Origin of the sequence: Gordonia sp. McavH-238-E, assembly GCF_022348225.1 — a bacterium.
GTDB lineage: Bacteria > Actinomycetota > Actinomycetes > Mycobacteriales > Mycobacteriaceae > Gordonia > Gordonia terrae.
Map to the genome: position 1 here is coordinate 1 of NZ_JAKRFE010000026.1, position 15,708 is coordinate 15,708.

Below are 15,708 nucleotides of genomic sequence, written 5' to 3' on the forward strand. Positions count from 1 at the left end.
AGACTTGCATGTCAACCAACCAAGCCACCCCGTCTCCGAGGCAACTCTTCCAGCCTACCAGACCCAAACCGCAGTCCGCAACTCCGAAAAATTTCGGACTCAAGGAACCTGGCAACCCTCACCATCCCACCCGAGACACAAACAGTCCCAACCAGAACAAACAAGGGGCGGCCAACGACAAACCCGGTCTCCACTCCCCGCCATCAGACCCTCTCAGGCCCTCCGGGGCGGCGCCGTGGCTCGCTGACTCGACATAAGTTACGCACCGCGCCCCTCGGCGTCAAATCGCCTGGTCAGCAGGGGTCGTGAGCAACCAACCGAGGTTCGTCTGCGCAGACTCCATCGGTTCTGCCGGCGGCCCTGGTCCGGGTCGACTCCCGGGATGCCGGCCGGGCATTTACGCGCCGTCGACTCTCCCCCGTCCCCACCTCCGCACGCATGGTGCCGGCGGCTCTGAAAACCAGGCTTCGAATATTGACGGTGTGAGATCACGCGGATCGGGGACCGACGATGTGAAGAGCTGACAGCTCGAGGACCGACGCCGACCCGGCCGGCGGCTCTTCCTCGCCGGCGGTCGTTCGCCGAGAGGCGCCCTCGGTCACCGGCCCCGACACAAAGCAAGAACCCCCGCCCGGGCATCCCGGGCGGGGGTTCTTGGTGTTGGTAGCGGGGACAGGATTTGAACCTGCGACCTCTGGGTTATGAGCCCAGCGAGCTACCGAGCTGCTCCACCCCGCGTTGGTGAACACAACGTTACACACCGGTTCGTCAGCGATGCAAATCGATACCCCAACCCGCTGCGACCTGGGCAAATGGCAGTGACGGCGGTCACTCGCACACGTGTAGCCGCAGGTCGGCGGTGGCCCACTGACCGATGCCCCATCACCTGTCGATATGTGATGCCCATCACATCCGGCGTACACTCGGCACACGAGAAGCCACCGCCGAGGAGGAACCATGAACACTCACCGCTTCCACCACGAGAGTCACGGCAACCACCCGATGAGCTTCGTCGGTTTCATCCTGGCTCTCGGCGGATTCGCGATGGCCGCACTCTGGCTGGTCCACATGGCGGTCGGCAATGTCGGTCCCGCCATTCTGTGCGGCCTGCTGATGGTGGCCGCCTTCGCCACCGCGGTGTCGATCTTCTTCTCGCTCGGCCATCGCCATCACCACAGCCCCGTCCTCCCCGACAACACCCCCAACGAAACCGAGCGCTACCTGCGGAAATACCGCGGATAGCGGCACTTCGCGCAGACAGCGCTCGGTGTTCGGGCAGCCCGTGACTAGTTCGGGGCGGCCAGCGACTCGTACCTGGCAACCGCCTGACTCAACTGGTCGAGCGCCTGACCGTACGCGGCGAAGTCGCCACCCTGCTGGGCCTCACGCAGGGCCGTGATCGCATCGCCGATGGCCTTGGCAGCGGCATCGCGCTCAGGCGAATCACCCTGCTGCGGAGGTTCATTCGGCGTCGGCGTGTTGGTGTCCGGCGTCCCGGCCTGGTCCGGCTCGGTCGGCTGCTGATCGTCGGGCACCACGCCGGCGGCGGGCGTGATGCCGACCTGCCGAAGTGCCTCGCCGGTCGTCGGCGCATACCCGATCCGGGCCTCCCGCTCGGCGGGCTCATACCGGGTGATCACGCGGAAGAGTCGGGGGAACGCTTCCTCACCCTGGGCCTGCGCGTACATCGGGACGACGTACAGGATGCCGTTGTCCCCCACGGGCAGCGTCAAGAGGTTTCCGAAGGTCACCGTCGCCGTGTTCTCCAGCGACTTCAGTGATTCGGCGACACGTCCGTCGGTCCGCATCGGGTTGAAGGCCTGCTTCGGACCCGATCGTTGGGCATTGCCGGGCAATTGTTTGACCGTCATCTGCCCGTAGTTCTCAGGGTTCGACGAGACCGTCACGTACGCACCCAGGATCGGCCGGTTGAGGCGGGTGAGCACCGAGGTCAGCTGGAACGTCGGTTGTCCGCTCTCCGGATCGGACGCCACGAAGTAGTACGGCGGCTGATCGAGACCGCGCTGGTCGGCATCGGGATCGGTCGGGTCCGAGGGAACCGACCAGAAGTCGCTCGCCTGGAAGAACGTCTGCGGCGAATCGACGTGGTAGCGCGTCAGGAGTTGCCGCTGGATCTTGAAGATGTCCTCGGGGTAGCGGACGTGATCCCGCAGCGAGGTCTGCGCGTCGAAGTCGGCACGCGACTTCACCGTTCCGGGGAAGACGTCCATCCAGGTCTTCAGTACCGGGTCCTCGGTGTCGAACTCATAGAGCTCCACCTCACCGGTGTACGCGTCGACAGTCGCCTTGACCGAGTTGCGCACGTACGACACGGTCTTGTTGATCTGCGTGCGTCCGGTCTGCCCCGGGTTGAGGTCCTGGGCGTCGGCGGTCGCGCTCTGCAGCGAGGTGGGCTGCGAGTACGGGTAGTTGTCGAGGGTCGTGTATCCGTCGACGATCCACTTGATCGAGCCGTCCTCCATGACCGCGGGATACGTCTTCGAGTCCACGGTCAGCCACGGTGCCACCTGTTCGACACGGTCGCGGGGGTCGCGGTTGTAGATGATCTTCGACGCCGAGTTGATCTCACCCGACAGCAGGAAGTTGCGCTCGGCGTACTTGCCCGCATAGAGCACCCGGTTGAACCAGTTGCCCAGGGACACCCCGGCCGGCCCCTGATAGGTGTACTTGTCGTCACCGATGTCGTGCTCACGTGCCTGACCGTCGTCGGAGCCGACGATCGCGTAGTCGGGGTCGATCTTCGCGAGCAGCTCGCCGAAGTAGATGCGGGGCTGGCTCACCTGGATCGGTGCGTCGCGCTTGTACTCCTCGGACTGGTAGTTCGAGGTGTCGCTGACGTAGTAGAACGGGTCGCCACCGCCGTCGATGTCGTTGACGTCGCGCGACTCGTTGACCCGGTTGGCCGGAGCTGCGACGAACCCGTCGCCGTGGGTGTAGACGAGGTGCTTGTTCAGCCAGTTCTGCTGGTTCTCGAGGTAGCGGCTGGGGTCGAGTTCACGGACCGCGACCACGAAGTCGCGCAGTTCACCGTCGATGCGGTAGCGGTCGACCGCCAGCTGCGTGGGGAAGCCGTAGAAGTTCTGCCGCTGCTGCTGCTGGATGAACGTCGGCGACACGACGTTCGGGTCGAGGATGCGTACGTTCGACAGCGTCGGTACGTCGCTGTTGACCAACGCAGGCGTTGCCGGCCGGGCGGTCCAGTCGTTCTGGGTGACGACCTTGTCCGGCCCGATCCCATACGCCTCACGTGTCGACGTGATGGCGCGGTCTATGTACTCGGCTTCCTTCTGCGCGGCATTCGGCTTCACCGAGAACTGCTCCATCGTGAGCGGCCAGCCGACACCGATGAGCAACGCGGAGAACAGCATCAAGACGGTGGCGAGTGCCGGCACCCGTAGGTCGCGCAGCACGATCCCGGCGAAGAACGCGACCGCACAGATGATCGCGATCGCCATCAGGATGAGCTTCGACGGCAGCACCGCGTTGATGTCGGTGTAACTGGCACCGGGGAAGATCTCGGCTTTCCGCTGACTCGAGAGCAGCGAGTACCGGTCGAGCCAGTAGGCGGCCGCCTTCAGCAGGAGGAAGGTCCCGGCCAGGACCGCGAGCTGGATACGTGCCGCGGTGGTCACCGAACCGCCGCCCTGCCCCAGCCGGATACCGCCGAAGAGATAGTGGGTGACGAGGTTCGACAGGAAGGCGACCACGACGACCACGAACAGCAGGTTCAGCACGAACCGGTAGAACGGCAGGTCGAAGGCATAGAAGCCGATGTCGAGATTGAACTGGGGATCGGTCCGCCCGAACGACTGCCCGTGCAGGAACATCTGGACGGTCGCCCACGAACCCTGCGCGACGAGGCCGGCCAGCGCGCCGATGATCACCGCGGGGACGATCGCGAACCAGCGGACCTTGCCCATGATGGCGGTGCGGTAGCGCGCGAGCGGATCATTCGGGCCCGCGGTCGGGACGAACACCGGACGGCTGCGGTATGCCAGGGCCACCGCGCCGAAGATGATGGCACCGACGACGACCGTCGTGATCAGGAACAGGATCACGCGCGTCCAGATCACCTTGGTGAAGACGCCCGAATACCCGACGTCGGAGAACCAGAGCCAGTCGGTCGCGAGACCGATCAGGCGCGGTCCGACGAGCAACAGCACCAGGACGGCCACACCGAGCCCGATGATGATCTTGCTCCTGCGTGACAGTGTCGGCATTCCCGCCGGCCCTCGGACGCCCACCAGACCCACTCTCCAAAGCTCTCAATCCGGACACCGCCCGCACACGACTGCCTGCTGGGCGTGGTGCCCACTGTACTGGCACCACCCGGGTGACCTTCTCACTCGGGGCGCCCGCTCAACGATCGCGACACGTCTGCGGTTCCCCACCGGCACCGCGGACTCGTCGTCGTACCGCGCCCCGGGGCAGGATGAGCACGTGGCCGACCAATCGAATGCCCCGCGTGTCTACTCAGCCGACGACCTCGGCAGCGCCCTGAGCGAGATCATGGAACATGTCGACACGCGCGGTTGGGGACAACAACCCTCGGTGTTCGCGCTGGCACCCACGGACCTGCTCGCCGAACGGCTCCCCGACGTGATCTCCGCGGACGGCCCGGCCCTCACGCCCGTGGAAGAGGACGTCGACGACCTCGACGAGTTCCTGGCGTCGGCGGTCTGGCCGCGAGACGTCGTCGGCGCGGCGGTCGCGATCGAGATCCTCGTCGTGGAGCCCGAAGACGACGACCACACGCCTCGCTACGTCGTCACCGAGACCGGCGACCAGCATGCGGACGAGGAGGTCGCCCGCCTGGTGGTCGGGGTGCTGCGCAGCGGCGCGGACCTGGCGTTGATGCGATTGCGTCCGGGACCCGACGAGGAACGCGAGCTGCTGACCCATCCTCAACTGGCCCTCGAACTGCGTGCCGCGCTCCGCGGCACCTTCGCTCCCGACGTGCCCGAGGAGTCTGCGCGGGGCTGACCCCACGCGTCCGGGACCGCGTCAGCAGGTCGGCGCCGGACGTCCGGCGCCGATCGCACCCAGCGCGTCGACGGCGCCGTCGAGGGTGTCGACCTTGACCAGCTCGAGCCCGTCCGGTCGCTCGGAAACAGCTTCGGCACAGTTGCGGGCAGGCACGAGAAACACGGTCGCACCGGCGTCGCGCGCGGCTCGGGTCTTGTGGGTGATGCCGCCGATCGGGCCGACCGCGCCCTCGTCGGTGATGGTGCCGGTGCCGGCGATGAACTTCCCGGAGGTCAGCTCGCCGGGACTCAGCTGGTCGATGACCGCCAATGCCAGCATCATCCCGGCCGACGGCCCGCCGATGTCGCCCACCGTGTAGGTGACCTCGAGCCGGGGATCGGCGTTCACGACCTCCGGGACGACGCCGAGATAGCCGGCCTCGGGGTCCGCGGGATGCTTGCCGAGCGTGACCGACACCGTCTGCTGTGCGCCGGCCCGGACGATCTCGAGCGGCAGCACCGTTCCGGGCGGATTGTCACCGACGACCTTCCGGAGCTGTTCGCCCGTCTCCACCGGTACGCCTCCGGCCCGCACGACCTCGTCGCCGGCGCGCACCACCCCGACGGCCGGTCCGTCGGGTCCGACGCTCGCGATGCGCAGGGCCGTCGGACGGTCCAGGTAGCGGAGTGCGGCGACCGTCGCGTTCTCCTCCGAACCCGTCATCTGCTGGGCGTTCTCCTGCTGTACCTGTTCGGTGGTGCGATCCGGCGGATAGACCTGATCACGGGGAGTGAGCGAGTAGGTGCCCGACAACCACATCCCCAGGGCGTCGAAGAGCGACAGCCCATCTCGGACGGAGACGGTGGTGAGATTGAGGTGGCCGGTCGTCGGATCGGTTGCCGCACCGTCGATCTGCACGACCTTGCGCTCGACGACCGCGCCGTCGTCCTCCACCTTCGTGGTGCCGAGGGTGTTCAGCGTCGGTCCGGGTCCGAGCGCGGCGTAGGGCACCTGCACCTGTGTGCCCAGGACCAGCAACGCCAGCAGGACCACGGTGGAGACCGCGGCCGCGGCGATTCTACGGAAGCGGGGGCTCGAACTCATTCCGCACACGATAGTGCCCCGCGGCGGGGCCGAGCGGGTGCGCCGAGGACGCCGGCGGCCACGCCGGGCAAACCATGAGCCGACTACGCGCAGGGCGAACAGTCGTCGCCGTTCACGTACCTCACCGGGCGGTACGGTGGAACCCATGAGTGATCTGCCCTTCGGCTTCTCGTCGTCCGGTGACGGCGACGACGACCGCGACAAGAACAGCGGTGACAAGAACAAGCCGGGCGACAATCCCGGTGGCAACCCGTTCGGCGGGTCCAACCCGTTCGGATTCGGGGGCGCCCAGGGATTCGGGGGCGGCCCGGGCGGCGACTTCGACCCGTCGAAGTTCGATCCCAACATGATCGGTCAGATGTTCTCGCAACTGGGCAACATGTTCAGCGGGATGGGCGCCGGTATGGCCGGTGGCGGGCAAGGCCCGGTGAACTACTCGGTGGCCACCAACCTCGCCCGGCAGCAGATCGGTTCGTTCACCCCGATCCTGGAGAAGGAGAACACCGCATCCGCCGACGCCGTCCGTCTCGCCGACGTCTGGCTCGATGACGCGACGAACTTCCCCAGCGGGGTCACCCAGACGGTGGCGTGGACCCCTGTCCAATGGCTCGAGGAGTCGATGGACACGTGGAAGGGACTGTGCGATCCGGTTGCCGAGCAGCTCGCCCGGACCTGGCAGGACAACCTCCCCGCCGAGGCCGCGCAGTTCGCCGGCCCCATGATCGGGATGCTGACGCAGATGAGCGGCATGGCGTTCGGCACACAGCTCGGACAGGGCCTCGGCCAACTCGCCAAGGAAGTGCTGACATCGACCGACGTCGGCCTGCCGCTGGCACCCGAGGGCATCGCCGTCCTGCTTCCCGAGGCGATCGCGAAGTTCGCCGAGGGACTCGAACAGCCGGCGCAGGAGATCATCGTCTTCCTGGCCGCGCGTGAGGCCGCGCACGTGCGCCTGTTCACCCATGTCGGCTGGCTGCGTCAGCGGCTCCTCGCCACCGTCGAGGAGTACGCCCGCGGGATCAGTATCGACTTCAGCGGCATCACCGACGCCACGGCCGGGATCGACCCGACCCAATTGCTCTCCGACCCTTCGAAACTCGAAGAGCTCATCAGTTCGTCGACGACGTTCGAGCCGACGACGACGCCGGAACAGAAGGCAGCACTCGGCCGCCTCGAGACCCTGCTGGCGCTCATCGAGGGCTGGGTCGAGCAGGTCGTGACCCGAGCACTGGGCGATCGGATCCCGAGCACCGGGGCACTCACCGAGACGATGCGGCGCCGACGCGCCTCGGGCGGTCCGGCAGAGCAGACGTTCGCAACACTGGTCGGTCTCGAGTTGCGACCCCGCAAGGTCCGTGAGGCCTCGGAGTTGTGGCGTCGCGCGCTGGAGGCGACCGACGTCGCGACCAGGGACGGCGTGTGGGCTCACCCCGATCTGCTGCCGGATTCCGACGACCTCGACAACCCCGCCGGTTTCATCGACCGACTCCTGGGCGGCGACGAGCTCGACGACCCGATCGCGCAACTCGAGAAGACCATCGCCGACGAAAGGGCTCGCGGCAAGGGCGATGACCGCGAGAGCCCCGATGGCGAGGGTGACAGCGGTGACGGCTCCGCCCGAGGCGGATCGTAGAAGTCCACACCCCCGGTGGATCCGGCCATGTTGTGGATAACCCGCTCGCCGAGCGTCCGTGAGGGCGTCCGGCTGGCACAGTTGCCGCATGTCGCCAGTCCGGACGAGTGCCCGCGCCCTCTCGGCTCCCATCGTCGCGGGGAGTCCGTTCGCGGTGCCACGGCTGCGTCCGGGTACCCCGATTCTCGTCCAGCCCGGGAACTCGGTCCGCGTCGGGATAGATCCGGCCGACAGCCTGCTGCTCGATCTCGACGCCTCGGTGTCGGCGCATTCAGTTGCGGCGCTGCTGCGTTCGCTCGAGGACGCATGTACCTCGGACACGTTCTCTCGCCGAGCACGCCGGGCGGGTCTGCAGGACGACGATCTCGTCCTCGTCCTGAGCAGTCTGGTGTCCGCCGGTCGGGCGGTCGCCGAAGTCGTGCGCCGCAGCTCGGACTTCCACGTCCTGATCCACGGGCAGGGACCGCTCAGCGAGCATCTGACGAGTTCGCTGGCCGGATCGGGCACGTCGTCGGCCCGGCACACCATGCGTCGGCTCCCCGACGGCTCGCTCGACGCCATCGACACCGACCTGGTCATCCTGACCGACTTCGTCGTCCACGACCCGCAGGTGGTGTTCGCGCTGACCCGCGCCGGGATTCCGCACCTGCTGGTGCGAGTCCGAGACGGGGTCGGGATCGTCGGTCCGCTGGTGCTGCCCGGGCTGTCCGGTTGCCTGATGTGCGCCGATCGTCACCGCTCCGACGCAGACCCGGAATGGCCGGCGTTGGCTGCGCAGCTGATCCGCACGTCGGGACAGGCGAGCGCGACCGTTCAGGCGATGACGGCCGCCATCGCGTACTCCCAGATCGAGTGGCTGGTGGCCGCCGTGCACAGCCGTCGGTCCGGGTCGGACTCGCCTGCGGCCCCGCAACTGCTGGACCGAGTTCTGGAGGTGCGAGATGACCCGACTCGACTGGACATCAAGCGGTGGTCGCCGCACCCGGACTGTGATTGTCGTGCCGTACGAGATCAACGAGCCAGGTCGTCTATTGTGTGACGCGGAAAGGATGCTATGACCGACATCACCAAAGGACAGGGTCGCCGCAACGCGAAACTGGCTTCTCTTCCGATCGGTATGGCCGGTCGGGCCGCTGCCGGCTTCGGCAAGCGCATGGTCGGCAGAGACAAGGACGAGGTCAACCAGGAGCTCCTGGAGAAGTCCGCCGAACAGCTCTTCGCCGTCCTCGGCGAGCTGAAGGGCGGCGCCATGAAGGTCGGGCAGGCGCTCTCGATCATGGAAGCCGCCATCCCGGACGAGTTCGGTGAGCCCTTTCGCGAAGCCCTCACCAAATTGCAGGCCGACGCTCCCCCGATGCCGGCGGAGAAGGTCCACAAGGTGCTCGACCAGCAGCTCGGCACCCGCTGGCGCGAGCGTTTCCAGGAATTCTCCGACGTACCGGCCGCCTCTGCGTCCATCGGGCAGGTCCACAAGGGTGTCTGGTCCGACGGCCGTGAGGTCGCGGTCAAGGTGCAGTATCCCGGCGCGGACCACGCACTGAAAGCCGACCTGAAGACCCTGTCCCGCATGTCCGGACTCCTGCAGCGGCTGTCTCCCGGCACCGATGTCAAGGCGATGATGGACGAACTCATCGACCGGACCGAAGCCGAACTCGACTACCTCGGTGAAGCCGACAACCAGCGCGCTTTCGCCAAGGCCTACGACGGACATCCTGACTTCCTCATCCCGAAGGTCGTCGCGAGCGCCCCCAAGGTCGTCGTCTCGGAGTGGGTCGACGGCGTCCCGCTGTCGAAGATCATCACCACGGGCGATCAGAAGACGCGCGACGATGCGGCCGCGAAGATGGCCGAGTTCGAGGTCAGCTCCCCCTACCGGGTCGGACTCCTGCACGGCGACCCGCATCCGGGGAACTTCTTCGTGGCGACCGATGGACGTTTCGGCGTGCTCGACTTCGGCGCGGTGGGTCACTACCCGGAGGGGCTCCCGCCCGAGACCGGTCCGATCCTGCGGCTGGCGCGTGACAAGAAGTACGACGAACTCAAAGAGCTCATGATCTCGGCCGAGTTCATCCGCCCGTCCCACGCGAACAAGGTGACGAGTGCCGATCTCGAGGCCTACCTTCGTCCGTACGTCGATCCGCTCTACTCCGAGTCCTTCCACTTCACCCGGAAGTGGATGCAACGAGCCGCGGGCAAGGCCACCGATGTCCGCGGCGACGTGTACAAGACCTCACGAAACCTCAACGTGCCCAAGCGTTTCGTGATGGTGTTCCGTGTACTCGGGGGCTGCGTCGGCATCGCCTCGCAACTCGAGGCACACGCCCCCTACCGCGCCATCATGGAGGAGTGGGTTCCCGGCCTGGGCGACTGACACCACTCCACAGACACGACACCGACGCCGCGAGCATTTCTGCTCGCGGCGTCGGTGTTGTCGTCACGCAGCGTTCTTGCGCGGACGGCCGCGGGGACGCTTGCGCGCGATGACGGCGCCACGCTCGAGGATCTCGCCGCCCCAGACCCCCCAGGGTTCGGACCGGTCGAGCGCGGCCTGCAGGCACTGGGCCCGCAGCGGGCACTCGGCGCACATCGCCTTCGCACGCTCGAGGTCACGGGGGTCTTCGGCGAACCACAGATCTGCGTCGGCGACCTGGCAGGGCAGGTCGAGCCGGGCGGTCGCTGCGCGGTCCGCCGACATACAGGACTCGAGTACGCATTCGACAGTCATTGGGATTCTCCACATCTGCTCGTTTGGGGTGTTGAACCCGAGTCCTCGATGTGGCTCTGTGTCCGAGACCCCGGAACGGGGCGGAGATTCGGATGACAGAAAAAGAGGGCCACGGGTGTCGCCTCTGCGATTCGCCCGTGGCCCGGATTGTCTCGGAGATCTAACTCCGGGAACTTCGGAACAGAACGGGGAACCGACGCGGCGCGGGTGCTACTGCTGCTGCGGGCGGTGCGATTCGCGCTACGCGCGCTTCGGCTGCCAGGTGCAGAGCCGCCGGAGGGAGGGCGACCGGGCGTGCGAAGCTGGTGCACGCTCGGGCGACCGGCATCCAGGAGCGGGTGCGACCGGTACGCGCGATGGCGGGCTGATTGCGCTTCGTGCCATGCGATGTCGTCGCATGCGTGTTCGCCGCACTCAGTTTTGCCGCAGACTGGCAGGTGCCGGCCTGGCGCACGATGATTCCGTTCACTGATCCACTCCCTTCTGGTCTCGTGGCTTTCCGCGTTGTCGTCGGTCGTCGGTGACTGTGGGGCCGCGTGACGGACGCACTCGACCCATCCCCGTACTGACGGGAATCAGACTAGACGCTGGGCCGAAACCCGCACAACCTATTTTTGACCTGCAGTTTTGACGAGTTCGAGGATGTCGTCGCCGTAGTCGTCGACCTTCTTGGCGCCGATTCCCGAGATCGCCACCAGCGCAGCGGTATCGGTGGGTCGTTGCTCGGCGATCGCGGTGAGCGTCTTGTCGGAGAAGACGACGAACGCCGGCACCTTTTTCTCCTGCGCCCGCTCACGACGCCATTCCTTCAGCGAGACCAGCAGCCCTTCGTCGAGATCCGAGGGGCACCCCGCGCAGCGACCGAGCAGTGTCGCGGTCGAGTCCATCAGCCGCGAACCACAGACCCGGCACGTCGGCCCACGACGGGGTGCTCGCTCCTTCGCGATCGGCGAGGCCGGCGAGTCGTCGGGAACGAGATCGGCAAGGAAACGTGACCGCCGACGAGCGCGGCCACCCTCGTTGCGGGCCAGCGCCCACGACAGATGCAGATGCTCGCGGGCGCGGGTGACGCCGACATAGAAGAGGCGTCGCTCCTCCTCGACCTCTTCCCACGACCCCTTGATCGCCTGGCTGATGGGCAGGGACCCGTCGGTGAGTCCGACGAGGAACACCGCGTCCCACTCGAGTCCCTTGGCCGCGTGCAGCGACGACAGCGTGACACCCTGCACGGTCGGTGGGTGACGAGCCTCGGCGCGCGACGCGAGCTCGGCCGACAGCTGCGGCAGCGTCAGCTCGGGATTCTCGGCCACCATGTCCTCGGTCAGCTGGACCAGCGCTTTCAGCGACTCCCAGCGGCTCCGCGCCTGGGCGCCAGACGGCTCCTCCTCGGTGAGTCCGAGTTCGCCGAGGACCGCGCGCACGACGTCGAGGATCTCCACGTCGGGCCTGACCTCCCGGCCGGCGACCGTGGCGAGCTGCCGCATGGCCTGCCGAACCTCGGTGCGCGCGAAGAACGCCTCGCCCCCGCGGACCTGGTACGGGATACCCATCTCGGTGAGCGCCTGCTCATAGTTCTCCGACTGCGCGTTGACCCGGTACAGGATGGCGATCTCCGCGGGTGCGACCCCGGCGCGGAGGAGGTGCTTGATCTCGATGGCGACGGCAGTCGCCGCAGCGGGCTCGTCGTCGTACTCGGCGAACTGCGGCGCCGGACCGGCGGGGCGTTGTCCGACGAGGCGGAGCCGGGTTCCCGCGATCCGGCCGCGGGCCGCACCGATGACCCGGTTCGCGAGGTCGACCACCTCGGGGGTGGACCGGTAGTCCCGCTCCAGCCGGACGACCGTCGCCTCCGGGAACCGGCGACTGAAGTCCAGCAGGTGGTTGGGGGACGCGCCGGTGAAGGTGTAGATCGTCTGGTTGGCATCGCCGACGACCGTCAGATCGTCGCGCTCCCCCAGCCAGGCGTCGAGCAGACCCTGCTGCACGGGGGTCACGTCCTGGTATTCGTCGACGACGAAACACCGGTACCGCGAACGGAACTCATCCACCGCGCCGGGCTCGGCGGTGAGGATCTGGGTCATGTAGATGAGCATGTCGTCGAAGTCGAGCAACCGGTCACCATCGGGCGAGACCTTGGCGTCCTCGTAGTGTCCGTACACGGCGGCGACCTTCGCGGGCGGCGCCGGCGACTCCCGGCCGAGCCGGCCCACGGCCTCGACGTAGTTCTCCGGCGAGATGAGCGAGGCCTTGGCCCACTCGATCTCCGACGACAGGTCGCGCAGGGTGTCGGTGGCGGTGTCCAGACCGGAGCGTCGGGCCGCCCGCGAGATGAGCGGGAACTTGTTGTCGAGGAGTTCCCAGCGGGCGTCACCGAACGCGCGCGGCCAGAAGTACCGCAGCTGCCGCATGGCGGCGGCGTGGAAGGTCTGGGCCGCGACGCTGCCGCCCGAACCGCCGCCGACACCAAGACCGCGCAGTCGGGTCCGCATCTCCCCCGCGGCCCGGGCGGTGAACGTGACCGCGAGAACCTGACCGGGGTTGACCTGGCCGGTATCGATGAGGTGGGCGATCCGGCGGGTGATGGTCCGGGTCTTGCCCGTGCCCGCGCCGGCCAGTACGCACACCGGTCCGCGCGGCGCGAGGACGGCGGCGCTCTGTTCGGGATCGAGCCCCTCGACCGCGCCACGACTCACCGGCGCCGAGGCGCGACGCGAGGACTCGGGATTCGCGGCAGAAGTCGGGTGAGGCACGGCGTCCACTATGTCACCAACCACCGACGCCGCCCCCAGATGGGAACGGCACAGCAGCGAACAGCACAGCAGGGAACAGCTACGGGCGAGAACGATGTCGGCGGGAACAGCGGGCCCGGACATGGTGTTATGGGACCCATGAGCAACGTGATCGACGACGAGGCCGGCGCCCGCACCTCCGACACCGGCGAACTGACCATGTACACGACGTCGTGGTGCGGATTCTGCGCCCGCCTCAAGCGCGGCCTCAAGAGCAGCGGAATCACCTGGCAGGAGATCGACATCGAGCTGAACCCCGACGCCGCCGAGTTCGTGGGCAGTGTCAACGGCGGCAATCACGTCGTGCCCACCGTCCTCTACGCCGACGGCACCACAGCCACCAACCCGTCGATCGCCGACGTCAAGGCCAAGCTGGGCGTCTGAGACGCATCGGGTCTGCTCGGCGCGGGTTACCCGGCCGCCCAGGCCTCGATCATCGATCGCGCGATGGAGATCGACCCGGGAAGACGCAGACGATCCGCGTCGTCGGCGCCCGGCGCCTCGGCGCGTGACCAGCCGTCGCCGCGGGCAAGAGCCTCCCGGACCTCATCGCGGTGGAACCACTGCGCGTCGCCGATCTCGCCGTCGAGGAATGCCAGCTCGTCGGTCGGGTCGCCGATGGCCGCGAAACCCAGCATGAGCGACCGCGGGAACGGCCAGGGCTGGCTGCCCAGATAGCGCGGTTCGCGCACCACGATGCCGACTTCCTCGTGCACCTCGCGGAGCACGCACTGTTCGAGCGACTCCCCCGGCTCGACGAAACCGGCAAGCGTCGAATACCAGCCGTCCGGCCACACGGCCTGCCGACCGAGCAGGATGCGGTCGGCACCGTCGTGGACGACGGTGATGATCGCCGGGTCGGTACGCGGGAACTCGTCTCGTCCGGAGTCGACGCTGCGCCGGACCCACCCGCCGCGAGCGGGTTGGGTGGGCGAACCGTCGACCGGTGAATGACGGGCGGTCTCATGCCAGTTCAGGATCCCCAGTGCGGTGGCGAGCAGGCCCGCCTCGTCGGCGGACAGCCGCGTCGCACCACGCCGGGCGTCGTCGGTCGGGCCGTCGATGTGGTGCACACGACGCGTCCACAGGTCGGCGCCACCGTCGGCCGCGTCGAAGCCGAGGATGACCGCGTCGGCCGGTGGAGCCTCCGCGACAGTGGTGGCGGCGACCCAGTGCAACGCACCGGCATCGGTCACCGGGTACCGACCGGCCGCGTCGATCAGCAACACCTTCGCCGTCGGCCATCCGGCGGCCATCCGGTGCGCGTCGTCGCGGATGGCGTCCGCGCGGTCGAACACCGCACGCGACAGCAGGGGCGGTTCGGGCAGCTCGAAATGCACTGGCGCACAAGCCTTTCTCAGAAGCGGCGGATCGGTCAGTCGTCGTTGGGGCTCTTGCGGACATACAGCAGGCGGTCGCCGACCTCGATCTGTTCGACCTCGCTGTCGTCGACACGATGCAGTACGCCGTTGCGCACGACGCCGAGGACGATGTCGCGGGTGTGGGCGGGCGACCCGCCGGTCTCGGTCGGATCGACCTCACGTTCGGCGATGGCGTAACCGGCGTCCGGGGTGAGAAGGTCCTCGATCACCTCCACCACCGACGGGGTCATCGTCGCGATGCCGAGCAGGCGACCGGCGGTCTCCGACGACACCACCACCGAGTTCGCACCGGACTGCCGCATCAGGTGGGTGTTCTCCGATTCCCGGATCGACGCGACGATCTTCGCCCGCGGGTTGAGTTCGCGGGCGGTGAGTGTGGCGAGGACCGCGGTGTCGTCGCGGCTGGTGGCCACGACGATGCTCGCGGCGTGGGCCACGCCGGCCAGCCGCAGCACATCCGACTTCGTGGCGTCGCCGCGCACCGTGACCAGTCCGTCGGAGGCGGCCGCCTCGAGGACGGTGGCGTCGGCGTCGACGACGACGATCTCGGAAGGCTTGATGCCGTCACCGCGCATCGCGTCCACCGCGGTGCGGCCCTTGGTGCCGTAACCGATGACCACGGTGTGATTGCGCACGGTATTCCTCCAACGCTGGATCTTGAGCGCCTGTCGAGACCGTTCGGTGAGCACCTCGAGGGTGGTACCGATCAGCACGATCAGGAACAGCACGCGCAACGGCGTGATGATGACGAGGTTGATGAAACGGGCGAACGGCGTGATCGGCGTGATGTCGCCGTAGCCCGTCGTGGAGAGGGTCACCGCGGAGTAGTACAGCGCATCCAGGTACGACAGCTCGTTGTCCTGTGCGTCGCGGTAGCCGGCGCGATCCAACCAGACCACGACCGAGGTGAACAGCAGCGCCAGGGTCGCCCAGAAGACGCGTCGGCCGATCGCCCGGCTCGGACTCTGCTGGAGTTCGGGGATACGGACGACGCCGACCAGTGCATGGTCGGGCCGGTTGACCAGATCGGTACCGCCGAAGCGTCGGCGCAGGCGGTTAGCCACCGGCGCGCTCGCGCTCGTCGAGTTC

At 67.6% G+C, this 15,708-nt stretch carries 12 protein-coding genes and 1 tRNA gene; 6 read left to right on the forward strand and 7 right to left on the reverse strand.

The genetic code is table 11. From position 1 onward, the window contains the following. Nucleotides 1–661: 661 nt before the first annotated feature. Nucleotides 662–738: transfer RNA gene (locus tag MHN80_RS24520), tRNA-Met, on the reverse strand. 219 nt (nt 739–957) lie between these two features. Between MHN80_RS24520 and MHN80_RS24525 the strand changes: the two genes are divergently transcribed. Next, on the forward strand, nt 958–1,242 hold the full coding sequence (locus MHN80_RS24525; RefSeq protein ID WP_101820625.1) for a hypothetical protein: 285 nt from the start codon (nt 958–960) through the stop codon (nt 1,240–1,242). A 44-nt stretch (nt 1,243–1,286) separates the two neighbouring features. Here the strand turns inward: MHN80_RS24525 and MHN80_RS24530 are convergent, their stop codons facing one another. Continuing rightward, nucleotides 1,287–4,241 carry a UPF0182 family protein gene (locus MHN80_RS24530; protein ID WP_239404016.1) on the reverse strand — a complete coding sequence of 985 codons (2,955 nt, stop codon included), beginning with the start codon at nt 4,239–4,241 and terminating at the stop codon, nt 1,287–1,289. 220 nt (nt 4,242–4,461) lie between these two features. Here MHN80_RS24530 and MHN80_RS24535 point away from each other — a divergent pair, with 220 nt between their 5' ends. Beyond that, a complete protein-coding gene (locus MHN80_RS24535; RefSeq protein WP_239404017.1) occupies nt 4,462–5,004 on the forward strand; it encodes a PPA1309 family protein in 543 nt (180 codons plus the stop codon). Between the two features lie 21 nt (nt 5,005–5,025). On the opposite strand, the gene MHN80_RS24540 is transcribed toward MHN80_RS24535, so the two are convergent. Further along, entirely contained in the window at nt 5,026–6,090 is a 1,065-nt protein-coding gene (locus MHN80_RS24540; RefSeq protein ID WP_239404018.1) for a PDZ domain-containing protein, read from the reverse strand. Nucleotides 6,091–6,235: 145 nt separating this feature from the next. Between MHN80_RS24540 and MHN80_RS24545 the strand changes: the two genes are divergently transcribed. The 3 genes from MHN80_RS24545 (at nt 6,236) to MHN80_RS24555 (ending at nt 10,094) form a co-directional block, all read left to right on the forward strand. Beyond that, nucleotides 6,236–7,723 (forward strand): zinc-dependent metalloprotease, encoded by a 1,488-nt coding sequence (locus MHN80_RS24545; RefSeq protein WP_004023419.1) that lies wholly within the window; start codon nt 6,236–6,238, stop codon nt 7,721–7,723. Between the two features lie 88 nt (nt 7,724–7,811). Next, a complete protein-coding gene (locus tag MHN80_RS24550; protein WP_239404019.1) occupies nt 7,812–8,762 on the forward strand; it encodes a hypothetical protein in 951 nt (316 codons plus the stop codon). Nucleotides 8,763–8,777: 15 nt separating this feature from the next. Next, entirely contained in the window at nt 8,778–10,094 is a 1,317-nt protein-coding gene (locus MHN80_RS24555; RefSeq protein ID WP_004023421.1) for an AarF/ABC1/UbiB kinase family protein, read from the forward strand. Between the two features lie 63 nt (nt 10,095–10,157). Here MHN80_RS24555 and MHN80_RS24560 read toward each other — a convergent pair whose 3' ends face one another. Continuing rightward, entirely contained in the window at nt 10,158–10,448 is a 291-nt protein-coding gene (locus MHN80_RS24560; protein WP_239404020.1) for a WhiB family transcriptional regulator, read from the reverse strand. A gap of 608 nt (nt 10,449–11,056) precedes the next feature. Further along, on the reverse strand, nt 11,057–13,207 hold the full coding sequence (locus MHN80_RS24565; protein ID WP_239404032.1) for an ATP-dependent helicase: 2,151 nt from the start codon (nt 13,205–13,207) through the stop codon (nt 11,057–11,059). Nucleotides 13,208–13,336: 129 nt separating this feature from the next. Here MHN80_RS24565 and MHN80_RS24570 point away from each other — a divergent pair, with 129 nt between their 5' ends. Beyond that, nucleotides 13,337–13,621 (forward strand): mycoredoxin, encoded by a 285-nt coding sequence (locus MHN80_RS24570; RefSeq protein ID WP_004023425.1) that lies wholly within the window; start codon nt 13,337–13,339, stop codon nt 13,619–13,621. 26 nt (nt 13,622–13,647) lie between these two features. On the opposite strand, the gene nudC is transcribed toward MHN80_RS24570, so the two are convergent. Together nudC and MHN80_RS24580 are read right to left on the reverse strand one after the other, a co-directional pair. Next, entirely contained in the window at nt 13,648–14,577 is a 930-nt protein-coding gene (gene nudC, locus MHN80_RS24575; protein WP_004023426.1) for an NAD(+) diphosphatase, read from the reverse strand. A gap of 35 nt (nt 14,578–14,612) precedes the next feature. After that, nucleotides 14,613–15,683 (reverse strand): TrkA family potassium uptake protein, encoded by a 1,071-nt coding sequence (locus MHN80_RS24580; RefSeq protein ID WP_004023427.1) that lies wholly within the window; start codon nt 15,681–15,683, stop codon nt 14,613–14,615. Nucleotides 15,684–15,708: the final 25 nt, after the last annotated feature.

Coding starts and splice junctions, on each gene's coding strand:
- MHN80_RS24555 (WP_004023421.1), top strand. CDS start 8,778: ATGACCGACATCACCAAAGGACAGGGTCGCCGCAACGCGAAACTGGCT.
- MHN80_RS24525 (WP_101820625.1), top strand. CDS start 958: ATGAACACTCACCGCTTCCACCACGAGAGTCACGGCAACCACCCGATG.
- MHN80_RS24540 (WP_239404018.1), bottom strand. CDS start 6,090: ATGAGTTCGAGCCCCCGCTTCCGTAGAATCGCCGCGGCCGCGGTCTCC.
- MHN80_RS24550 (WP_239404019.1), top strand. CDS start 7,812: ATGTCGCCAGTCCGGACGAGTGCCCGCGCCCTCTCGGCTCCCATCGTC.
- MHN80_RS24545 (WP_004023419.1), top strand. CDS start 6,236: ATGAGTGATCTGCCCTTCGGCTTCTCGTCGTCCGGTGACGGCGACGAC.
- MHN80_RS24560 (WP_239404020.1), bottom strand. CDS start 10,448: ATGACTGTCGAATGCGTACTCGAGTCCTGTATGTCGGCGGACCGCGCA.
- MHN80_RS24570 (WP_004023425.1), top strand. CDS start 13,337: ATGAGCAACGTGATCGACGACGAGGCCGGCGCCCGCACCTCCGACACC.
- MHN80_RS24530 (WP_239404016.1), bottom strand. CDS start 4,241: ATGCCGACACTGTCACGCAGGAGCAAGATCATCATCGGGCTCGGTGTG.